The sequence below is a fragment of the Nocardioides sp. CF8 genome (assembly GCF_000389985.1).
GTDB classification, from domain to species: domain Bacteria; phylum Actinomycetota; class Actinomycetes; order Propionibacteriales; family Nocardioidaceae; genus Nocardioides; species Nocardioides allogilvus.
Window position 1 is genome coordinate 1,869,441 of record NZ_CM001852.1, and the last position, 21,344, is coordinate 1,890,784.

At 70.9% G+C, this 21,344-nt stretch carries 22 protein-coding genes and 1 tRNA gene; 10 read left to right on the forward strand and 13 right to left on the reverse strand.

Features of this window, described 5'->3' with window-relative positions; translation table 11 throughout:
• Positions 1-214 (reverse strand): hypothetical protein (locus CF8_RS22510; protein ID WP_036490634.1); only part of this gene is annotated, 214 nt, incomplete at its 3' end.
• Between the two features lie 439 nt (positions 215-653).
• Positions 654-1,175, reverse strand: coding sequence for a YbhB/YbcL family Raf kinase inhibitor-like protein (locus tag CF8_RS09130; RefSeq protein ID WP_010832833.1), 522 nt, complete (start codon positions 1,173-1,175; stop codon positions 654-656).
• A gap of 88 nt (positions 1,176-1,263) precedes the next feature.
• On the opposite strand from CF8_RS09130, the gene cobA reads away from it, so the two are divergent.
• Entirely contained in the window at positions 1,264-2,487 is a 1,224-nt protein-coding gene (gene cobA, locus CF8_RS09135; protein ID WP_036490636.1) for a uroporphyrinogen-III C-methyltransferase, read from the forward strand.
• Positions 2,480-3,283 carry a TrmH family RNA methyltransferase gene (locus tag CF8_RS09140; RefSeq protein WP_010832835.1) on the forward strand — a complete coding sequence of 268 codons (804 nt, stop codon included), beginning with the start codon at positions 2,480-2,482 and terminating at the stop codon, positions 3,281-3,283. Before cobA ends, CF8_RS09140 begins: the two co-directional genes overlap by 8 nt.
• Here CF8_RS09140 and CF8_RS09145 read toward each other — a convergent pair.
• Together CF8_RS09145 and def are read right to left on the reverse strand one after the other, a co-directional pair.
• The gene (locus CF8_RS09145) at positions 3,262-4,056 is read right to left on the reverse strand and encodes a TrmH family RNA methyltransferase (protein WP_010832836.1); all 795 of its coding nucleotides are present in this window, start codon (positions 4,054-4,056) and stop codon (positions 3,262-3,264) included. The genes CF8_RS09140 and CF8_RS09145 overlap by 22 nt on opposite strands.
• Positions 4,053-4,667 (reverse strand): peptide deformylase, encoded by a 615-nt coding sequence (def, locus tag CF8_RS09150; RefSeq protein WP_036490638.1) that lies wholly within the window; start codon positions 4,665-4,667, stop codon positions 4,053-4,055. The genes CF8_RS09145 and def overlap by 4 nt, the downstream gene beginning before the upstream one ends.
• A gap of 73 nt (positions 4,668-4,740) precedes the next feature.
• Between def and CF8_RS09155 the strand changes: the two genes are divergently transcribed.
• Entirely contained in the window at positions 4,741-6,126 is a 1,386-nt protein-coding gene (locus CF8_RS09155) for an acyl-CoA dehydrogenase family protein (protein WP_010832838.1), read from the forward strand.
• Positions 6,126-7,337 carry an acyl-CoA dehydrogenase family protein gene (locus tag CF8_RS09160; RefSeq protein ID WP_010832839.1) on the forward strand — a complete coding sequence of 404 codons (1,212 nt, stop codon included), beginning with the start codon at positions 6,126-6,128 and terminating at the stop codon, positions 7,335-7,337. Before CF8_RS09155 ends, CF8_RS09160 begins: the two co-directional genes overlap by 1 nt.
• Before the next feature lie 116 nt (positions 7,338-7,453).
• On the opposite strand, the gene CF8_RS09165 is transcribed toward CF8_RS09160, so the two are convergent.
• Positions 7,454-7,741 (reverse strand): YiaA/YiaB family inner membrane protein, encoded by a 288-nt coding sequence (locus CF8_RS09165; protein ID WP_010832840.1) that lies wholly within the window; start codon positions 7,739-7,741, stop codon positions 7,454-7,456.
• A 97-nt stretch (positions 7,742-7,838) separates the two neighbouring features.
• On the opposite strand from CF8_RS09165, the gene CF8_RS09170 reads away from it, so the two are divergent.
• From CF8_RS09170 to CF8_RS09180, 3 genes are all read left to right on the forward strand, one after another.
• On the forward strand, positions 7,839-9,263 hold the full coding sequence (locus CF8_RS09170) for a pyridoxal phosphate-dependent decarboxylase family protein (protein WP_010832841.1): 1,425 nt from the start codon (positions 7,839-7,841) through the stop codon (positions 9,261-9,263).
• Between the two features lie 4 nt (positions 9,264-9,267).
• A complete protein-coding gene (locus CF8_RS09175; RefSeq protein WP_010832842.1) occupies positions 9,268-9,885 on the forward strand; it encodes a hypothetical protein in 618 nt (205 codons plus the stop codon).
• Between the two features lie 67 nt (positions 9,886-9,952).
• Complete coding sequence (locus CF8_RS09180; RefSeq protein WP_442937101.1) at positions 9,953-11,332, forward strand: GuaB1 family IMP dehydrogenase-related protein; 1,380 nt, start codon at positions 9,953-9,955, stop codon at positions 11,330-11,332.
• Between the two features lie 19 nt (positions 11,333-11,351).
• Here the strand turns inward: CF8_RS09180 and CF8_RS09185 are convergent, their stop codons facing one another.
• Entirely contained in the window at positions 11,352-13,139 is a 1,788-nt protein-coding gene (locus tag CF8_RS09185; RefSeq protein WP_010832844.1) for a BCCT family transporter, read from the reverse strand.
• Positions 13,140-13,248: 109 nt separating this feature from the next.
• Here CF8_RS09185 and CF8_RS09190 point away from each other — a divergent pair, with 109 nt between their 5' ends.
• Positions 13,249-13,791, forward strand: coding sequence for a nucleosidase (locus CF8_RS09190; RefSeq protein ID WP_010832845.1), 543 nt, complete (start codon positions 13,249-13,251; stop codon positions 13,789-13,791).
• On the opposite strand, the gene CF8_RS09195 is transcribed toward CF8_RS09190, so the two are convergent.
• The 4 genes from CF8_RS09195 to CF8_RS23080 form a co-directional block, all read right to left on the reverse strand.
• A complete protein-coding gene (locus CF8_RS09195; RefSeq protein ID WP_010832846.1) occupies positions 13,788-14,372 on the reverse strand; it encodes a LysR family transcriptional regulator substrate-binding protein in 585 nt (194 codons plus the stop codon). The two genes, CF8_RS09190 and CF8_RS09195, sit on opposite strands and share 4 nt — an antisense overlap.
• Positions 14,373-14,389: 17 nt before the next feature.
• A complete protein-coding gene (locus CF8_RS09200) occupies positions 14,390-14,932 on the reverse strand; it encodes a GtrA family protein (RefSeq protein ID WP_010832847.1) in 543 nt (180 codons plus the stop codon).
• A 76-nt stretch (positions 14,933-15,008) separates the two neighbouring features.
• Positions 15,009-15,212 (reverse strand): cold-shock protein, encoded by a 204-nt coding sequence (locus CF8_RS09205; protein WP_036490641.1) that lies wholly within the window; start codon positions 15,210-15,212, stop codon positions 15,009-15,011.
• 241 nt (positions 15,213-15,453) lie between these two features.
• Positions 15,454-16,287: a resuscitation-promoting factor gene (locus tag CF8_RS23080; RefSeq protein ID WP_010832848.1), complete on the reverse strand. Its 834-nt coding sequence runs from the start codon at positions 16,285-16,287 to the stop codon at positions 15,454-15,456.
• A gap of 287 nt (positions 16,288-16,574) precedes the next feature.
• On the opposite strand from CF8_RS23080, the gene CF8_RS09215 reads away from it, so the two are divergent.
• Positions 16,575-16,919, forward strand: coding sequence for an HNH endonuclease (locus tag CF8_RS09215; RefSeq protein WP_232211604.1), 345 nt, complete (start codon positions 16,575-16,577; stop codon positions 16,917-16,919).
• 115 nt (positions 16,920-17,034) lie between these two features.
• Here CF8_RS09215 and CF8_RS09220 read toward each other — a convergent pair whose 3' ends face one another.
• The 3 genes from CF8_RS09220 to CF8_RS09230 all read right to left on the reverse strand — a co-directional run bounded on the left by CF8_RS09220 (position 17,035) and on the right by CF8_RS09230 (position 19,920).
• The gene (locus CF8_RS09220; protein ID WP_010832850.1) at positions 17,035-18,069 is read right to left on the reverse strand and encodes an LLM class flavin-dependent oxidoreductase; all 1,035 of its coding nucleotides are present in this window, start codon (positions 18,067-18,069) and stop codon (positions 17,035-17,037) included.
• Between the two features lie 9 nt (positions 18,070-18,078).
• Positions 18,079-19,764, reverse strand: coding sequence for a bifunctional 3'-5' exonuclease/DNA polymerase (locus tag CF8_RS09225; RefSeq protein WP_010832851.1), 1,686 nt, complete (start codon positions 19,762-19,764; stop codon positions 18,079-18,081).
• Between the two features lie 70 nt (positions 19,765-19,834).
• Positions 19,835-19,920: transfer RNA gene (locus CF8_RS09230), tRNA-Leu, on the reverse strand.
• Between the two features lie 90 nt (positions 19,921-20,010).
• On the opposite strand from CF8_RS09230, the gene CF8_RS09235 reads away from it, so the two are divergent.
• Positions 20,011-21,342, forward strand: a complete 1,332-nt coding sequence (locus CF8_RS09235; protein ID WP_036490643.1) for a M20/M25/M40 family metallo-hydrolase — start codon at positions 20,011-20,013, stop codon at positions 21,340-21,342.
• The last annotated feature ends 2 nt before the right edge of the window (positions 21,343-21,344 follow it).

Below are 21,344 nucleotides of genomic sequence, written 5' to 3' on the forward strand. Positions count from 1 at the left end.
CGAAGAATCGCACCGGCTTGAAGCCGGCCCGGGCGCGCGCCGCGTTGATCTCGACCATCACCTCGTCCTCGAACGCCGCGCCCGTGCTCGCCGTCGAGGTGGGGGCAGCGGTCGGCACGCGCGACAGACCGGCGTGCGCGGGGGCGCCGACGAGGCCGGACAAGATCGCGAACGTGGTGACGACAGGCAGCAGCAGAGCGCGGACGAGCTTCACGAGAACTCCAGAGGGGTGGGGGAACCTCAGTGGGGGGTCCCGAGGGCCACCGCGAAGATGGCCCGGCCGGGCTGAGGTCTCCGATGAGACGTCCTGGTCGCCGTCACGTGACGCGATTGCGGCCACGAACTTTTCAACGGATACCTGACGGTAATCATGAAAAATGGGTAGATCCTAATCGGCACGCCGACAAGTCCGACACCACCCGTGTACAAGGGCGGCGGGAACGTGACGCTCATCATGCCCAGAAAAGGTCGCGGCGGGGCGAATCCCGCGGCGCGTGACACAGCTGGGCCAGGTGCCCCGTCCACAGGGCGCCCATCCGGGTCACCAGCACTGGTCATTTGTGGCTAGTCTCTGCGCCGGTCGCCGTCCTGGTCGCCACAGGCAGATCATTTTGGCCGTTCTGACACGGCTGCCATCGCCCGGTCGGGAGGGCTCAGTGCTGGTAGGTGCCGTGGATGATCGCGCGGCCCAGCGTCTTGAAGGCGAGGTTGAAGGACACGACCGCGTTGGACGCGTCGGCGTCGACCCCGAGCGTCTCCTCCTTGACGGCGTGCACGACGAAGAAGTAGCGGTGGGGGTGGTCACCCTGCGGGGGAGCGGCGCCCATGAATCCGGCCTCGCCGCCGTCGTTGCGCACGTGGAACGCGCCGGCGGGGAGCTCGCCGCCGGCCGCACCGGTCGGCAGCGAGGTGACGTCCGCGGGGATGTCCACGAGGTTCCAGTGCCAGAAGCCGGACGGCGTCGGTGCGTCGGGGTCGAAGCAGGTGACCACGAACGACCTCGTGCCCTCCGGGGCGCCGGTCCAGGTCAGCTCGGGTGAGGTGTTGCCGGCGGCCGCCACCTGGTCCTGCTTCAGTGGCTGGCCGTCGGTCACGTCGGCGCTGGTCACCGTGAACGACGCGACGCTCGGCAGGTAGTCGTAGGGATTGGGCACGATCGGGCGCTCGATGCTCATACCAGCGAACCTAGGAGCAGCGGTCCGCACAGGGCAAGTGGTGGACGCGCGTGCGCGGCGGGTGCTCGACGACGCAACAATGTCCTGCATGGAGCAGGCCAGCCCTTATCTCTCGGGCCTCATACTCACCGACCGTCTCGTCGTCGTCGTGGGCGGTGGACACGTCGCGCAACGGCGGGTGCCGGCGCTGATCGCTGCCGGCGCACGGGTCCACGTCGTCAGCCCCGAGGTGACGCCGGCGCTCGAGGGCATGGCGGCCGAGGTGACCCTCGTGCTGCGTGAGTTCGTCGAGTCCGACCTCGACGGTGCGTGGTACGTCGTCGCGGCCACCGACGACCCGGAGGCCAACGAGCGCATCAGCGTGGCCGCAGAGGCGCGCCGGATCTTCTGCGTCCGCAGCGACGACGGGACCCGCGGCTCGGCCTGGACGCCGGCCACCGGCAAGCACGGGTCGGTGACCATCGGCGTCGTGGGCAACCGGGAGCCGAAGAAGTCGGCCGCGCTGCGCGACGACATCGTGACGGCACTGCGCGAGGGCCAGCTCTCCTCCGTCGACGCCCACGACCGCTCTCCGGGCGTGGTGCTGGTCGGCGGTGGCCCGGGTGATCCCGACCTGGTCACGATCGCCGCCCGCAACGCCCTCGCCTCCGCGGACGTCGTGGTCGCCGACCGGCTGGCGCCGCGCGAGCTGCTCGACGTGCTGCCGCCCGGCGTGGAGCTCATCGACGTCGCCAAGCTGCCGCGCGGTCGCTACGCGTCGCAGGACTTCATCAACGAGGTGATCGTGGCCCGCGCCCTCGAGGGCAAGCGGGTGGTGCGGTTCAAGGGCGGCGACAACTTCGTCTTCGGTCGCGGCTACGAAGAGGTCATCGCGTGCAACGCCGCCGGCGTTCCAGTGACCGTCATCCCGGGGCTGTCGTCCGCGATCGCCGTACCCGCCCGCGCTGGGATCCCGGTGACGCACCGCGGCGTGGCGCACGAGTTCACCGTCATCTCCGGTCACCTGCCGCCCGGCCACCCCGACTCGCTCGTCGAGTGGGGAGCGCTGGCCAGGCTGCGCGGCACACTGGTGATGTTGATGGCCGTGGAGAACGCCGCCGCCATCGCCGCGACCCTGGTCGCCGAGGGTCGTGACGCCGACACCCCGGTCGCTGTGGTCGTGGAGGGGACGATGCCCGAGGAACGCACCGTGCTGGCCACGCTCGGCACCCTCGCCGCCGAGATCGCAGCCCAGCAGGTGCGGCCGCCGGCGATCATCGTGATCGGCGACGTGGTCGCGGTCGCCCACCCGGAGCACTTCTCGCGTGGCTGAGGTCCTCCACATCGAGGATCCGGCCGATCCGCGCCTGGCCGACTACCGCGACCTGCGCGACGTCGAGCTGCGCAAGCACCTGGAGACCGAGCACGGGCTCTTCCTCGCCGAGGGGGAGAAGGTCGTACGCCGCGCGGTCGAGGCCGGCTTCCGACCGCGCTCGCTGCTGATGGCGCCGAGGTGGGTCGAGGGACTGCAGGACGTGCTGGACCTGACCGACGCGCCCTGCTTCGTGCTCGACGAGGCGCTGGCCGAGCAGGTGACCGGCTTCCACGTGCACCGTGGCGCCCTGGCCTCCCTGGAGCGCAAGCCGCTGCCCAGCGTCGAGTCCGTGCTCGCGGACGCCCGCTCGGTGCTGGTGCTCGAGGACATCGTCGACCACACCAACGTCGGCGCGATCTTCCGCTCGGGCGCCGCTCTCGGCTTCGACGCCGTGCTGCTCTCGCCGCGCTGCGCCGACCCGCTCTACCGCCGCGCCATCAAGGTCGGCATGGGCGCCGTCTTCACGATGCCGTGGACGCGCCTGCCCGACTGGCATGCCGCGCTGCCGTCGCTGTCGGCGGCCGGCTTCACCACTGTCGCGCTCACCCTCGCCGAGGACGCGAGGCCGATCGAGTCCGCCGTCGCCGGTGTCGAGCGGCTCGCGCTGGTCCTCGGCTCGGAGGGACCCGGCCTCTCGCCGCGCTGGGAGGAGTCGGCCGACCGGCGCGCGATCATCCCCATGCGCGAGGGCATCGACTCCCTCAACGTCGCCGCCGCGAGCGCGGTGGCCTGCTACATCGCCGTCCGTCGCTGACGGAAGGCCTCCTCGAGCACGATCGAGCCCGCGGTCGCGGCGTTGAGCGAGCTCGCCGAGCCTGCCATCGGGATCGACACGAGCGGGTCGCAGGCCTCGCGCCACGCGGCGGTCATGCCGCTGGTCTCGTTGCCGACGACGACCACGAGCGGTCCCGTCAGGTCCGCGGCGCGTACGTCGATCGCGCCGGTCTCGTCCGTGCCGACGACCCTGATCCCGTGTGGCCGAGCCCAGTCGAGCACCTCGCGGTGCGAGGGTGCGCGCACGACGGTGAGCGCGAACAGCGAGCCGGTGCTGGACCGCACGGCGCGCGGGTCGTAGGGGTCGGCGGCATGGCCGGTGACGACCAGCCCGGACGCGCCGAAGGCGTCGGCGGAGCGGGCGAGGGTGCCGAGGTTGCCGGGCTGGGTGGGTCGGTCGAAGACCACCGTCAACCCGGTCGGGTCGAGTCGACCGAGATCGTCCGACGGCATCTCCACCACAGCGAGCAGCTCGCTGGGCTCGTCCTTCTCGCCCAGCTCGGCGACGAGGTCGGGGGCCATCACGACCTGCTCGGCCGTGGTGGCCTCCCACACGTCAGTGGCCCAGGTCGACATCCGCGGCCGGCCGTCACTGATCAGGGCGCGGACCGTCCACCCGTGCTCGATCGCCAGCGTGATCGGGCGGACGCCCTGCACGAGGAGCTCGCCCTGGCGGTGTCGCTTCGTGCGGTTGTGGAGCAGCGCCTCCCACTGCTGGAAACGTGCGTTGCGGGTGGTGATGCGGATGCTCACGCGTCGCTCTCCGCGCCGACCGGCCACTCGGGCGGGTAGTCGGCGGCGACCTTGTCGTGGGCCTTCGTCAGCTTCTTGAGCGCCTTCGTCGCGAGCCGGTCGCCGAACACGGTGCCGAACGTGTGGTCGGTCTCGTGCTGGAGGCAGCGGGCCAGCAGGCCGTCGCCCTCGAAGTGCACCGGCTCGCCGTCGAGCCCGAACCCGTCGACCGCGGCCCAGTCGGGGCGAGCGCACTCGACGAAGGCGCCGGGGAAGGACAGGCAACCCTCGTCGTCGGCATCGAGGCGCCGGTCGCGTCCCTCGGGCAGGGTCAGCGTCGGGTTGCAGACCACCCCCACCGTGTACCGGCCCGACTCGTCGGGGCAGTCGAAGACGAACATCGCGACGTCCTCACCGATCTGGCAGGCCGCGAGGCCGACGCCCTGGGCAGCGCGCATCGTGGCGACCATGTCGGCCGCGAGCGCGGTCAGCGCGCCGTCGAAGGCCGTCACGAGCTGCTGCGGGCGGTGCATGACCTCGGTGCCCCAGCGGGTCATCGGGCGGACGGTCCCGCCCTCGGGAAGGGGGGCGTGGGGGGCGAGGGGGGCGTCGTCGGGGGAGCTGTCAGGCATGGGGCGGATCCTAGTGACAGGCGACACGGCACAAGTTGTGGCGCTATGTGTAACTCAGAGTTACATTTGATTCATGTCCCTCATCAACGACACCTTCAAGCGAGGAAGCGCCGGCGCGTCGAGCAGTCGCCACGGCCTTGCCTCCGGTGAGAGCCGCGACGCGATCGGCTATGCGATCGCCGGCCTCCAGAAGCTCGCCCAGAACGAGCTCATCGACCGGCTCGGGCTGCGCAAGCAGACCGAGCAGCTGGTCTTCACCGCCACCCGCAACGGCTTCAAGACCGCGACCGTGGCCGGTCGTCAGTTCGGCAAGGTCCAGCGGAAGTCGGGTCCGGGCAAGCGCCCCGCCACGGCCAACCGCTCCGGCCTCTTCGACCTGACGCCGACCGAGGACGAGCAGATGCTCGTGGACGTCGTCACCGACTACGCCACCGAGGTGCTGCGCCCCGCTGCCGCCGAGGCCAACGAGACGTGCGTCGCGCCGGCCGAGGTGCTGGCCGCGAGCCTCGAGATCGGGCTGCCGATCCTCGGCGTCCCCGAGGAGCTCGGCGGCATCACCGAGGAGCGCTCGGCCATGGCCGGCACCCTCGTCGCCGAGGCGCTCGGCCAGGGCGACATGGGCCTGGCCCTCGCCGCGCTCAGCCCCGGCACGGTCGCCACCGCGCTCGGCCTGTGGGGCACCGCCTCGCAGCAGGAGACCTACCTCCCCGCCTTCACCGGCGACGACGTCCCGGTCGCCGCGCTGGCGCTCACCGAGCCCACCGTCCTGTTCGACGTGCTCAACCCGACCACGACCGCCACGCGCTCCGGCGACGGCTACGTCCTGGACGGAGTGAAGTCGAGCGTCGTGCGCGGAGCTGACTCCGAGCTGTTCATCATCGGCGCGATGCTCGACGGCTCCCCGACGCTGTTCCTCGTCGAGTCCGGCGCGGAGGGCCTGAGCGTGGAGGCCGACCCCTCGATGGGCGTCCGGGCCGCCTCGCTCGCCAAGCTCGTCCTCTCGGGCGTCCAGGTGCCGGCCGAGGCCGTGCTGGGCGAGACCGACGGGTCGACGTACACCGAGTGCGTGCGCCTCTCGCGACTCGCGTGGTGTGCGCTCGCCGTCGGCACCGGCCAGGCCGTGCTCGACTACGTCACGAAGTACGTCAACGAGCGGGAGGCCTTCGGCGAGCCGATCAGCCACCGCCAGGCCGTCGCGTTCATGGTCTCCAACATCGCGATCGAGCTGCAGTCGATGCGCCTGGTGACCTACAAGGCCGCCTCCCGCGCCGCTGCCGGCAAGGACTTCTCGCGCGAGGTCGCGCTGGCTCGCCAGCTGTGCGGCAGCAAGGGCATGCAGATCGGCCTCGACGGCGTCCAGCTCCTCGGTGGGCACGGCTTCGTCAAGGAACACCCCGTTGAGCGGTGGTATCGCGACCTGCGTGCCGTCGGAATCCTGGAAGGTTCGGTGCTCGTCTGATGATCAATCTCGAGACCCCCAAGAAGCACCGCGTGCTCGTCGACCAGGCCCACCAGGTCGCGATGAACATGCTGCGCCCGATCTCGCGCAAGTACGACCAGGCAGAGCACGAGTACCCCAAGGAACTCGACATGCTCGCGGCCATGATCGACGGGCTGTCCGACTCGGGCTCCAACGAGGGCGCCGGTGCGACCGGCGTCCGTCGCGACGAGAGCGCCGACGACGGCTCCGTGAAGAACGGCGCCAACCTCGCCTCCGTCCTCTCGATCGCCGAGATGTGCTGGGGCGACACCGGCCTGCTGCTGTCCATGCCCCGTCAGGGCCTGGGCAACTCCGCCATCGCCTCGGTCGCCAACGACGAGCAGCTCAAGCGCTTCGAGGGCACGTGGGCCGCGATGGCGATCACCGAGCCGAGCACCGGCTCCGACTCGGCCTCGATCACCACGACCGCTCGCCTCGACGGCGACGAGTACGTCCTCAACGGCGAGAAGATCTTCGTCACCTCGGGTGACCGGGCCGACTCCGTCGTCGTGTGGGCGACCCTCGACAAGGCTCTGGGTCGCGCGGCGATCAAGTCGTTCGTGGTCAAGAAGGGCAACCCGGGCATGAAGGTGGAGCGGCTCGAGCACAAGCTCGGCATCCGCGCCTCCGACACCGCGGTGATCACCTTCACCGACTGCCGCGTGCCCGCGTCCGACCTGCTGGGTTCGCCCGAGGTGGACGTCAAGCAGGGCTTCGCCGGTGCCATGGCGACCTTCGACAACACCCGCCCGCTGGTCGCGGCGATGGCTGTCGGCTGTGCCCGCGCCTCGCTCGACCTGACGCGTGACCTGCTCGCGCAGGCCGGCATCGTCGTCGACTACGACCGCCCCGCCCAGGTGCAGTCCGCTGCCGCCGCGAAGTTCCTCCAGATGGAGGCCGACTGGGAGGCAGCGCACCTGCTCACCATGCAGGCCGCGTGGATGGCCGACAACCGCAAGCCCAACTCGCTCGAGGCCTCGATGGCCAAGGCGAAGGCGGGCCGCGTCGGTTCCGACATCACGCTCAGCTGCGTCGAGCTCGCCGGCTCGGTTGGCTACAGCGAGGCCGAGCTGCTCGAGAAGTGGTCGCGCGACTCCAAGATCCTCGACATCTTCGAGGGCACCCAGCAGATCCAGCTGCTGATCATCGCCCGTCGTCTGCTCGGGCTGACCAGCGCCGAGCTGCGCTGATCCACCACATGATCCCCCGCATATGCGGGGGATCATCACCTTCCTGAGTGTTGCAACACTCGAGAACGTTCAGTTCCCCCGCATATGCGGGGGAACTGAACGCATTTCGTACGGCGTCAGGCGGACTTGAAGGGGTCGTGCTGGGCGAGGACCTTGTCCAGACGGGCGGCGTCGAGGCGGTGGACGACGGTGCTGTCCTCCTGCATGTCCCGCACGACCTTGGCGAGGGTGAACGACGAGGTGGTCAGGTAGAGGGTGCCGAGGGCCATGAAGCCCTTGATCCACGGGTCGGCCTCCATGAAGTAGATGCCGACGAGCATCGCGAAGAGCGAGGCTCCGAAGGAGATGGCGGCCTGGGCGGCGAAGGCGGTGGTGTTCTTGGCGGCGGTGCTCGGAGTAGGCATGGCAGAAGCCTCGCGGCTGCCGGCTCGCGGCGGACCTGTCGTGCTACCCGACCTTCCCTGAGTACGCCCGCTCAACCGGCACCAGTACGTTCGGGCCATGGCGCACATGAGTCCCGAGGAGTTCCGCAAGCAGGGTCACGCAGCGATCGACTGGATCGCCGACTACTGGACCGGCCTCGACGAGCTGCCGGTGCTCTCGCAGGTCGCGCCCGGCGCCGTACGCCGATCCCTGCCGGCCTCGCCCCCGGAGACCGCGGAGCCCTTCGACGCGCTGCTGGCCGACCTCGACGAGCTCGTCGTCCCGGGGCTCACGCACTGGCAGCACCCGCGGTTCTTCGCCTACTTCCCGGCGAACTCCTCGCCGGCGGCGATCCTCGGCGACCTCGTCTCCAGCGGCATCGGCGCGCAGGGGATGATCTGGGCGACCAGCCCCGCCGTCACCGAGATCGAGCAGGTCGTCGTCGACTGGCTGGCCCAGGCTCTCGGGCTGCCCGAGCAGTTCCGCCTGACCGACTACGGGCGCGGCGGGGGAGTCATCCAGGACACCGCCTCGACCGCGACCTTCACGGCCCTGCTGGCCGCGCTGCACGCCGCCAGTGACGGGACGGCCCGCGAGAGCGGCGTGGGCGCCCGGAAGTGGGCCGTCTACGGCTCCTCGCAGGCCCACTCGTCGCTGGTGAAGGCCGCCATGATGGCCGGTCTGGGAGCAGAGTCGGTTCGCTCCGTCGAGGTCGACCCGGTCACGCAGTCGATGGACGTGACCAGCTTCGAGCGACTGCTCGCCGACGACATCGACGACGGGTGGACCCCGCTCTTCGTGCAGGCGGCTGTCGGGACGACCTCCACCGGCGCGATCGACGACGTCCAGGCCATCGCGGAGGCCATCGACGGTGTCGGGGCGTGGCTGCACGTCGACGCCGCCTGGGCCGGGGTGGCTGCCGTGTGCCCCGAGCACCGCGACCGGCTGCTGAGCGGCGTCCACCTCGCCGACTCGATCGTCACCAACCCCCACAAGTGGCTGCTCACCACCTTCGACTGCAGCGTGCTGTGGGTCCGCGACCGCTCGACGCTGATCGACGCGCTGACGATCACGCCCGAGTACCTCCGCAACCCGGCCTCCGAGTCGGGAGCCGTCGTCGACTACCGCGACTGGCACCCGCAGCTGGGCCGCCGCTTCCGCGCGATGAAGCTGTGGGCGGTCCTGCGCACCTACGGGCTCGAGGGGCTGCGCGCGCACATCCGTGACGGCGTCGACCTGGCGGCGTACGTCGAGGAGCTGGTCGCCGACGACGAACGGCTCGAGCTCGTGACGGCGCGGTCACTGAGCCTGGTCGTCTTCCGCCATGTCGGCGGTGACGAGCCGACGCTGTCGGCCATGCACCGGCTCAACGCCAGCGGCGTCGCCTACCTGAGCCACACCGTGGTCGAGGGCCGCGCCGCGATGCGCCTCGCGGTCGGCAGCTGGCGCACGACGCGCGCGGACATCGACACGACCTGGGCGGAGCTCCAGCGGGCACTATGAGGGCATGAAGGTCTATGCCGACGCACCCGGCCGACGCACCCGACAGCTCCTGGTCGACCTGCTCCTCATCGCCTGGCTGGTGATGTGGGCCTGGATCGGGCTGGTGGTCCACGACGGGACGATGGCGCTCGCGGCACCCGGCCGGCAGACCGACGCGTCGGCGTCGGCCATGGCGGGGCAGCTGCGCGACGCCGGTGGCCGGCTTGACGACGTGCCGCTCGTCGGCGAGGAGGTCGCGACACCGTTCGACCGGGCCGCGGATGCCTCCGACGGGCTTGCCGCGGCCGGCAGGTCGTCGGTGGCGGCCGTGGAGAAGCTGGCGCTCGTGCTCGGCTTCGCGATCGCGTTGATCCCGATGCTGGTGGTGCTGGCGTTCTACGTGCCGGGGCGGCTGCGCTTCGTCCGGGAGGCGACGGCGGGAGCGCGCTTCATCGACTCCGTCGACGACCTCGACCTCTTCGCGCTGCGTGCCCTGAGCAACCAGCCGATGCGCGTGCTGGCGAAGGTGAGCGACGACCCCGCCGGCGACTGGCGCCGGCGCGACCCGGACGTCGTGCGCAGGCTGGCCGAGGTCGAGCTCGCGGACGTGGGCCTGCGCCCGCGCCGCTTGCCCGCGGCGTAGATTCCGTCGGGTGCGCTTCCTCCACGACGCGGCCCCGCCGCACGACCTGACCTACGACGACGTCTTCATGGTGCCGCGGCACTCGCAGGTCGCCAGTCGCCACGACGTCGACCTCGCCACCGAGGACGGCACCGGTGCCACGCTGCCGCTGGTGGTGGCCAACATGACGGCCATCGCCGGCAAGCGGATGGCCGAGACGACCGCCCGTCGTGGCGCCCTCACGGTGATCCCGCAGGACATCCCGATCCCCGTGGTCGCCGACGTGGTGAGCTGGGTCAAGGGCCGCCACCACGTCTTCGACACCGCGATCGAGCTGCACCCGACCCAGACGGTGGCCGAGGCCCTGTCCCTGATGCCCAAACGCGCCCACCGCGCGGCAGTGGTCGTCGACGAGGGGCAACCCGTCGGGGTCGTCACCGAGCGCGACTGCGTCGAGGTCGACCGGTTCGCGCAGGTCGGGCAGGTGATGAACCGGCACCTCGTGCTGGTCGCCCACGACGCCGACCCGCGGGCGGTCTTCGACGAGCTCGAGTCCGTCAAGGCCGAGCTGGCGGTGGCCGTCACGCCTTCCGGGGAGCTCATCGGCGTGCTCACCCGGCTCGGTGCGCTGCGCGCGACGCTCTACACCCCGGCTGTCGACGCGACGGGTGGGCTGCGGATCGCCGCAGCGGTGGGCGTCAACGGCGACGTCGCGGACAAGGCAGCACGCCTGCTCGCGGCCGGCGTGGACACGCTGGTGGTCGACACCGCCCACGGCCACCAGGACCGGATGATCGAGGCGCTCAGGGTGATCCGGGCGCTCGACCCGGCAGTCCCGATCGCCGCCGGCAACGTCGTGGACGCCGCCGGCACCGACGCCCTGATCGACGCCGGGGCCGACATCGTCAAGGTCGGCGTGGGACCGGGCGCCATGTGCACGACGCGGATGATGACCGGAGTCGGGCGCCCGCAGTTCTCAGCGGTGCTGGAGTGTGCGACCGCTGCCCGGGCGCGGGGCAAGCACGTCTGGGCCGACGGGGGAGTGCGGCACCCGCGCGACGTGGCGCTCGCGCTCGCGGCGGGGGCCAGCGCGGTGATGATCGGGTCGTGGTTCGCCGGGACACATGAGTCGCCGGGCGACCTGATGCACGACGCCGACGGCCGTGCGTTCAAGGTGAGCTTCGGGATGGCGTCGGCGCGTGCCGTCGCCAACCGCACGTCGGCCGAGTCGGCGTTCGACCGGGCGCGCAAGGGCCTGTACGAGGAGGGCATCTCGTCCTCGCGGATGTATCTCGACCCCACGCGGCCGGGGGTGGAGGACCTCATCGACCAGATCTGCTCGGGCCTGCGGTCCTCGTGCACCTATGCCGGGGCCGCGACGCTGGGTGAGCTGCACCAGCGGGCCGTCGTCGGCGTGCAGTCCGCCGCCGGGTTCCACGAGGGAAGGCCGCTGAGCACGTCCTGGTGAGGACGTGCCCAGCGGGCACTCAGGACTTCGAGTCCTCCGAGACCGCTGACTCCTCGGAGTCCGCGGAGCTCTCGGGCTCCTGCTCGACCGTGAACCGGAAGTCGTCACCGTGCTCGGTGACACCGGCGATCACGGCGTCGTGGACGGCCTCACGCGCGACGCGGGTGCGCACGATCATCGAGTCGGTGCTGAGATCCTTCACCAGCGCGACGCACAGCCCGATCATCACGAGAACGAACGGCACGGCCGCGACGATCGTGATCGTCTTCAGGCCATCGAGCGCGGTGTCGCCGCCGACGAGCAGCATGACCGCGGCCACGCCACCGGTGGCGCAGCCCCAGAAGATGACCGGGAGCCGCTTCGGCTCGATCGCGCCGTTGGACGACAGCGAGCCCATGACGATGGATGCAGCGTCGGCGCCGGACACGAAGAAGATCGCGACCAGTGCCATCACCAGGATGCTGGCGGCCGTGGCGAGCGGGAACTGGTCGAGCATCGAGAAGAGCTGCCCCTCCACGCCGCCGGCGCCGTAGATGTCGACGCCGTCCATCTGCAGCTTGATCGCGGACCCGCCGAAGATGGCGAACCACACGAGGCTGACCAGGCTCGGCACCAGCAGGACGCCGGTCACGAACTGGCGGATGGTGCGTCCGCGCGAGATGCGCGCGATGAACATGCCGACGAACGGGGTCCAGCTGATCCACCAGGCCCAGTAGAAGACGGTGTAGCTGCTGAGCCACGCGGCGGCTTCCTCGCCCTCGACGTTGGTGCGACCCGCCATGGTGGGCAGCTCACGGGCGTAGGCCGCGATCGAGCTCGGCACCATGTTGAGGATGAACATCGTCGGACCCACGACGAACACGAAGGCCGCGAGCGACAGCGCCAGCACCATGTTGATGTTGGAGAGCCACTGGATGCCCTTGGCGACGCCGGACACGGCGGACAGCACGAAGCAGACGGTGAGGACCGCGATGATGGCGACCAGGACGCCGTTTCCGACCTGCCCGATGCCACTCACGATCTCCAGGCCCGACCCGATCTGGATGGCGCCGAGACCGAGCGACGCAGCCGACCCGAACAGGGTTGCGAAGATCGCGAGGATGTCGATGACCTTGCCGGCCGGACCGTGCGCGTGCTTGCCCAGCAACGGCTCGAACGCCGCGCTGATCAGCTGCAGGCGACCCTTGCGGTAGACGCCGTAGGCGATCGCGAGACCGACGACGGCATAGATCGCCCACGGGTGCAGCGTCCAGTGGAAGAGCGTGTGCGCCATGGCGGCCTCGGCACGCTGCGGGTCGGCGAGACCCTCGGTGCCGGGCGGGGCGAAGCCCTCCTTGTCGGCGAAGAACGTGAGCGGCTCGTTGACGCCGTAGAACATCAGTCCGATGCCCATGCCGGCGGAGAACATCATCGCCACCCACGAGATCGTGGAGAACTCGGGCTCGTCGTCGTCGCGACCGAGCGGGATGTTGCCGTACTTGCCCAGGGCCAGCCAGAGCGCGAAGACCACGAAGCCGGAGGCGGTGAGCACGAACAGCCAGCCGAGGTACTTCATCGTGCTGGTCAGTGCGCTGCCCGAAGCGCTCGACAGGGAGGCCGTGTCGAGGAAGCCCCACGCCAGGAAGGCGACGGCGATCGCGGCGGTCACACCGAAGACCACCTTGTCGACGGTCTGGGGGCGAGCGCCCTCGGCCTCGGGCTCGACGTCGAGCGCGGGGTGCGGGATGACGGAGTCGGTGGGGGACTTGATGGAGCCCTTGATCGTGTGGTCGTGTGGCTTGTGATCGTGCGGCGGAGCCTGGGTCACGAGTTCGTGACACCTCCCGATGGGGTGAGTGCGGACAGGTTGGACAACCGTTCGACTGTAGGTGGTCTGGACCGCCTTTCGTCAACCCCCGACCCGCTAGCGTGACCCGGTGCACACTCTCGTCGTGGCCGCCACGGCCGCCGAAGCCGCTCATGTCCCTGCCTCGCTCCCGCTCGTCGTCACCGGCCTCGGCAAGACCGCGGCGGCCGTCGCGACCGCCCGTGCGCTGGCGGCGCTGCCGTCGCTCGAGGGGCTGACGGTGGTCAACATCGGCACCGCAGGGGCATTGCGCGACGACGTCGTCGGGCTGCACGAGCCGGGTGTCGTGCTCAACCACGACATCAACGCCGAGGTGGTCAGGTCGCTGGGCTACGACCCCCGCGAGCGCCTCACCGTGGGCACCTCGGAGATCGTCCTGGCCACCGGGGACGTCTTCGTCACCGATCCGGTCGTTCGGACGCGACTGGCCGCCCAGGCCCACCTCGTCGACATGGAGGGCTACGCCGTCGCGTGGGCCGCGCACGAGTTCGCCGTGCCCGTCCGGCTGGTCAAGCACGTCTCCGACTCCGCCGACGAGTCCTCGATGGACTGGCCGGCCATGGTCGAGGCCAGCGCCGTCGTGCTCGGGGAGTGGCTGCGGGAGAACTGCTAGCGCGAGCTGTTGGCCGAGCGACCGCGCACCACGCCCACGAACGCCTGGGTGTCCTCGGCGTCGCGGTCGAGGAGCCAGATCAACGCGATCTGCGTCGGGTCGAGATCGGTGACTGGGCGCTGCACGATGTCCTTGCGCTGGTGCAGACGCGCGATCGACATCGGCACGATGACGATGCCGGTGCCGGCGGCGACCGTCTCGATGGCGTCCTTCTCCGACATCGGCGGCCAGTCGAGCTGCTCGGCGTCAGGTCGCCAGCCGCTGGCGTGGGGGCGCACGAGCTGCTCGTCGGCGAGGTCTGCGAGGGCCACCGTGTCGGCGACGGCCACGAAGTGCTCGGCGCCGGCGATGACGACCGGCACCTCGGCGTACAGGCCGATGCAGTGGAGGTTGTCGCGGTCGACCGGGAGGCGGACGAGCGCCATGTCGAGGTCGCCGTCGCGGACGCCGTGCTCCTGCTCGGACTCGAGGAGCGGCACGAGGTCGAGCGGTTCACGACGACGCTCGCGCCACGCGCGGGCCCATTTGTCGGGGGTCGCGCCGGTGACGAAACCGACGCGGAACGGCGATGGCCTGCTCATGTGCGTCCAGCCCCTCGTCAGCGCTCGTCAGCCCCTCGGACGAGGGGCTGCTGCGCAGACACTATCGGCGCCGCGCGGTCCGCGAAGACCCACCAGCGCATCGTGGAGTACATCCAGGCGGCCTCGGCGCCCGCGGCCACGAGCCGGGCGAGCAGGAAGGGCACCCCGGCCGCATGCAGGCCGCTGCCCAGGCCGAGGACGAGGGCGACGTAGTTGACCGCCACCACCAGCACCCAGCGCGCCACCTGCCCGGTGACCGGTCCGTGGGCGTGGAAGTTGAACCGCCGGTTGAGGAAGAAGGCCAGCCCGAAGGCGGCGGCGTAGCCGATCGTGATGGCGACCGGGTGGGGGAGACCGGCGCCCCTGTAGAGCAGCGCGAGCAGGCCGAGGTCGACTGCGAACGTGAAGCCGTTGATCAGAGCGAAGCCGACCAGGCTCACGGGCACCCGTCGGCGGACGGGCCGCGGCAGCAGCAGCCAGACGGCGCGTACGGCGCGGGCGAACGCGCGGTCGATGCGCTGGCCGAGGGAGTGGGGCGGGAAGGTCGGCGCCTCGGTCACGCACCACAGCGTGTCAGACCCCCGAAATGGCAACGAGCCCCGACCGCAGATGCGGTCGGGGCTCGTCGTGGTTACGTCAGGAGACGCGAACGTTCTCAGCCTGCGGACCCTTGGGGCCAGCGGCGAGGTCGAACTCGACCTTCTGGTTCTCGTCGAGCGACTTGTAGCCGTCGGTCTGGATCGCGGAGAAGTGGACGAACACGTCCTCGCCGCCACCATCCTGAGCGATGAAGCCGAAGCCCTTTTCAGCGTTGAACCACTTGACAGTTCCCTGAGCCATGATCTTTGTCCTTTGTTTCGTGCCGGGGGCACTGTGCCCCGAGCTGCTGAAGACACCTGTGCTGATGTCCAGCGAACCGAAAACCAGGAGTACGAGATACAAGCCGCAACATCGTGCGCGGCCAGGACGACAAGTGATGCCGTCCCTTCAACAAGAGCAACGATACGGCATAGGTCCCAAGAACGGGGTTTCGGCGCGAAGAGGTGCGTGTCGCGCCACCCCGGACCGGCCGTCGCCGGGCTCAGAGCAGGCGACCGCAGTTCGGCCACGGGGAGCGTCCGCGCGACTTGTAGAGCAGCTTGGCGCGGTAGGTCTGCTCCTCGGCCGAGGCGTGGTGCGGCATGCCGGAGCCGCCGACGCTGCCCCACGTCCCGACGTCGAACTGGTAGAGGCCGTAGTAGCCCGCGGGGTTCACCGCGCGGGGGTTGCCACCGGACTCGCAGTTCGCGAGGGCGCCCCAGTTGAGGCCGTCCGTGCCCGGCACCGACCAGGGCTCGCGGCCCACGAGCACACGGCGGGACTGCGGCTCGACGACCAGGGTGCGGTCGACGACGCGGTAGCGCACCGGCTCGCCGTTGTGGAAGGTGCGCAGGGCGACGATCTCGCGCACGCCCGGCTTGCCTTCGCGGACCACCTTGCGACGGCCGGGGGCGAGCTTCGTGGTGGGGACCTCGACGACGCCGGGACGGACCCGGGCGCTCTTGGTCTTGCGCTGCTTCTCGACGGTCACCAGGCGCACGGTGTCGCCGTTGCGGACGCGCTTGCGGGTGCCGGAGACCTCGCGGCCCTCGCGGACGACCTCGACCAGGTCGTTGTCGTCGACAGCGACGCCCTGGGCCTCCACCACAGCGATGGGCCAGGCGCGGGGGGCGACGGCCACCTCGACGGCAGGCTGGGTGGCCACCTTCAGGCGGACGGACACCTGGCGACCGGCCTCGGCGGTACGGGCGGTGTCGGCCTGCTCGGGTGCGGCCACGGCGGCGGGCGCCAGGGAGATCGCCAGGGCGGCCGCGACGGTGCCGGCGGCGATCCCGCGCAGGCGGTGGGGGACGGGGGTGTTGGTTGCATCTCGCACGTGCAAGACCTCACGGAGTCTCATGCGCCGCAGGGGGCGCTCGGACGCGACGCCGTCTTCCGGGCGTCGAGGCCGCGGCGTACAACACCTCACGATGGGGAGGTGCCTCACGGTGGAGGGGCACAGCCAGCGGCTCCACCACCAGAACACGACTTCCGGGTCCAGTCGAATCGCGCGGTCGTGGATTTCGACGTTTCCACGCGTGTACGGCGGGCCGGGCGTGATCAGGTTCACGCTGGCCGTATCCTGCGCGGGTGGTGGTCAACCGAAGTCGTCGATCCAGGGCGGTGCGCAAGCGCAAGCGCCGGATGGACAGCGTCGAGCACGACCTCAGCGACGCCCAGTGGTCAGCCCTCAAGGCCGCCTGGGGCGGGTGCGCCTACTGCGGCGCGAGCGACCGGGTGCTCCAGCGCGACTGCGTGCTGGCGCTGTCGCGCGGCGGGCGCTACACGCTCGACAACATCGCGCCGGCGTGCGGTTCGTGCAACGCGAGCAAGTGCAACGACGAGGTCACCAGCTGGCTGCGGCGCAAGCGGCTGGACGAGCGCGCCTTCCTGGTCCGCCATGTCGAGATCACGCGCGACCTCGCGCGGCAGCTCGGTGCCGTACCGACCGATGGGGCCGGGCCCTGATGCCGAGCGGTGCCCATTTGTTGCACGAATGTGGATTTCCTGTGCAACTCGTGAGGATGTCCGGGCCGTAGGTTTCTCATCAGAACCACCCACGGACCCGAGACCGTGGGTGGTTCTAACTATTTCCGGCCTCCACGAGGGGGACGACCTCGGTGCCGAGGAGCTCGATGCCGCGGAGCAGGTCGCTGTGCGCCAGCCGCGGGTTGGTCATCTGCAGTGACAGGCGGTCGACGCCGCCGAGCTGTTGTGAGACCCGGCGGATCTTGTCGGCCACCGTCTGCGGGTCGCCCATGAAGAAGGCGCCGTTGGGGCCGGACGTGGCGTCGAACTGCTGCCGGGTGGGCGGCGGGAACCCGCGCTCGCGGGAGACCTTGGTGAACATCTCCTCCCAGCCGGGATAGATGGTGTCCGCTGCTGCCTGCGTGCTGTCGGCGACGAAGCCGAAGACGTGCAGGCCGACCTGCAGCCTGTCGGGGGAGTGCCCGGCCTCCGCGCCGGCGCGGCGGTAGAGCTCGACGAGCGGCGCGAACTGGCGCGGCTCGCCACCGATGATCGCCACCATCAGCGGCAAGCCAAGGTGGCCGGCGCGCGCGAACGACGACGGGGTGCCGCCGACGCCGACCCAGATGGGCAGCGGGTCCTGCATCGGCCGGGGATAGATGCTCTGGTGGTCCAGGGGCGGGCGGTGCCGCCCGGACCAGGTCACCTCGGTGGAGTCGCGGATCTGCAGCAGCAGGTCGAGCTTCTCGGAGAACAGGGAGTCGTAGTCGGCGAGGTCGAGGCCGAAGAGCGGGAAGGCCTCGGTGAACGAGCCGCGGCCCACCACGAGGTCGATCCGGCCCTTGGAGATCAGGTCGAGGGTCGCGAACTGCTGGAACAGGCGCACCGGGTCTGCCGCACTCAGCACCGCCACGGCACTCCCGAGCCGGATGCGCTGCGTGCGGGCGGCCGCGGCCGCGAGGATCACCGGCGGCGCGGAGTCGTAGTACTCGCTGCGGTGGTGCTCACCGATGCCGAAGGAATAGAGCCCGACCTGGTCGGCGAGCTCGATCTCCTCGAGCAGGTGTTCCATCCGCTGCGCGGCTCCGATCACCTCGCCCGTGGACGGGTCGGTGACGGTCGAGACGAAGCTGTCGATCCCCAGGTGCATGGCACTTCCTCACTCGTCGGTCGTTGCTCGCATCGTTCCACGGCCCGGCAACGCCTGTGCCTCGAGCGCGACGCCCGGCTTCCCGGCGTCCGCGTAGGACCGGACGATCGAGGTGGTGAGCGGGAAGTCGATGGCCAGGTCGCGGAAGAGCAGTCCGGCCGCCGTCGCAGCCGCCGCCGTGGCCTGCGCCGCGACCGCCTCGGCGAGGTCGGTGGGCGTGTGCACGACGACCTCGTCGTGCAGGAAGAACACGAGGTGCGGGCGGGCGCCGGGCTCGCCCAGCCGCCACAGCCGGTTGCGCAGGTCGGCGATCCAGCACAGCGCCCACTCCGCGCCCGTGCCCTGCACCACGAAGTTGCGGGTGAAGCGGCCATACGTACGGCGACGTCGGGCCTCGCCCTCCGGGTCCGCCCGCGCGGCGTCCGGGTCGAGAGCCCAGGACTCGGCCAGGGCAGGACAGCCGCGCCCCAGCAGCGTGCGCACGACCTGTCCGCGCTCGCCGGCGCGGGCTGCCTCCTCGACCAGCCCGAAGGCGGCGGGGTAGCGCTTCGTGAGCCCGGCGACCATCCGGCCGCTCTCACCGCTGGTGGCGCCGTACATCGCTCCCAGCAGGCCGAGCTTGGCGTCGTTGCGGGTCGCGACCGCCCCGTCGTCGACCATGCCCTGGTAGAGGTCGGTGCCCTGGGCCGCCTTGGCGAGTGCCCGGTCGCGGCTCATCCCGGCCAGCACGCGCGGCTCGAGCTGGGCGACGTCGGCGACCACCAGGCTCCAGCCGTCGTCGGCGACCGCCGCGGACCGGACCTGCACCGGGAACGACAGCGCGCCGCCGCCGTTGGAGGACCAGCGACCGGTGACGGAGCCGGCGGGTTGGTAGGAAGGCCGGAACCGGCCACCGCTGACCCACTGGTCGGCCCAGGCCCACCCGTTCGTCGAGAACAGGTGGGCGAGCTGCTTGTAGCGCAGCAGCGGGGCGACACCCGGGTGCTCGATGGCACGCAGCGAGGACGCGCGGGTGTCCGCGACCTCGACCCCGGCGCGTCGCAGCGCCGACAGCAGCTCGGGGCGAGAGTCGGGATTGAGCCCGGGCGCTCCGAGGGCGCTGCGGACCTCGTCGGCCAGGGCCTCCAGCAGCGACGGACGGGCACCGCGCGACGGCCGTGGGCCGAGCTGCTCGGTGAGCAGCCGCTCGTGGACGTCGACGCGCCACGGCACCCCCGCATGCGTCATCTCGGCGGCGACGAGAGCGCCCGCGGACTCCGCCGCGAGCAGCAGGCCGAGCCGTGCGGCGTCCGGTGACGCCGCGACCGCTGCGAGCTGCCGGGCATCCTCGCGGTCGGCGCGCAGGTGCTCGGCCGTGTCGTCGACGGAGAACAGCGCAGGGTCCGACGCCACGCTCGGCCCGAGCCGGTCCCAGGCCGCCGACTCGTCGCCCGCGAGCAGGGCGGTGTCGACGGCGGGCGCCCGTCGCAGGAGGTGACGCACCAGGCGCAGGTCGTGGCAGCGCTCGACGCGCAGACCAGCGGCCAGGAGCGGGGGATACCACCGCGCGGTGTCGTCCCAGACCCAGCGCGGGGCCTGGGACTCCCGCTCCTCGACGTACGCCGCAAGGTCCGCCAGGACCAGCACGCGCTCCGCACCGGCGTCGACCACCAGCACGCGATCGCCCGGGAGACGCGACAGCGAGACCCGGGTCATGGGGGACAGCCTTCCGCACCAAGGTGCCGTGAAATGAAGAAAAGGCCCCGTGGAGCCGGAGCCTCTTCAGTGTCCGAGGGGGGACTTGAACCCCCACAACCGTTAAAGGTCACTAGCACCTCAAGCTAGCGCGTCTGCCAATTCCGCCACCCGGACGAGTGCTGGAGAACAGTATCAAGACGGCAGGGAAACTCCCGCATCGGGGTGACGCTTCGAAACGGCTCAGAACCGAGGCAGGATGTGGACATGTCGCAGACCCCGCAACGACGGCCCGACGCAGCGGCCTACGACCCCGCAGCGGAGGTCGTGGAGCTGTGTCGCGAGCTGATCCGGATCGACACGAGCAACTACGGCGATGCCGACGGACCGGGGGAGCGCAAGGCTGCGGAGTACGCCGCCGGGCTCCTCGACGAGGTCGGCATCGAGTCGCGCCTCGTCGAGCCCGAGCCGGGGCGGACCTCGCTGGTCGCGCGCTGGGGTGGCGGCGACGGGCGGGCCCCGCTGCTGGTCCACGGCCACCTCGATGTCGTCCCCGCCGCCGCGCAGGACTGGCAGGTGGACCCGTTCTCCGGCGAGATCCAGGACGGGTGCGTGTGGGGCCGCGGGGCGGTCGACATGAAGGACTTCGACGCGATGCTGCTCAGCGTCGTCCGGGCGCGCGCCACGGCCGGCAGCCCGCCCGAGCGGGAGATCGTGATCTGCCTGACCGCGGACGAGGAGGCGGGCGGTCACAAGGGCGCCGAGGTGCTCGTCAACGACCACCGCGACGAGCTCGCCGACTGCACCGAGGCGATCGGCGAGGTGGGCGGCTTCAGCGCCACGGTCCGCGGTCGCCGGGTCTACCTCATCGAGGCCGCCGAGAAGGGCATGGCCTGGATGAAGCTGACCGCCCGCGGGCGCGCCGGGCACGGCTCGATGATCAACACCGACAACGCCGTCACCCGGCTGTCCGGAGCGGTCGCGCGCATCGGCGCACACCAGTGGCCGGTCCGGCTCACGCCCACGATGGAAGTGTTGCTCGCGGCGGTCGCCGACATCGCCGGCACCGAGGCGACCCCGGAGAACGCGGAGGCGCTGATCGACGAGTTCGGGAGCGCCGCCCGGATGCTCGGCGCGGTCATCCGCAACACCGCCAACCCCACGCAGCTCGGCGCGGGCTACAAGGTCAACGTCATCCCCACCGAGGCGACCGCCCACATCGACGGCCGCTTCCTGCCCGGCTACGAGGACGAGTTCTTCGACACCCTGCGCGCGCTGGCCGGCGACGGCATCGACATCGAGTTCCTCTCCCACCAGCAGCCCTGGGAGACGCCCTACGACGGCGACCTGGTCGCCGCGATGACCCGCTCGCTGATGGCCGAGGACCCGGACGCCGTCGTGGCGCCGTACCTCATGAGCGGGGGCACCGATGCCAAGCACTTCAACAAGCTGGGCATGCGCTCCTACGGCTTCGCTCCGCTGCGGCTGCCGGCCGAGCTCGACTTCACCGCGCTGTTCCACGGCGTGGACGAGCGGGTGCCGGTCGACGCGCTGGAGTTCGGGGCACGGGTCTTCGACCGGTTCCTGGACCAGATCTGACG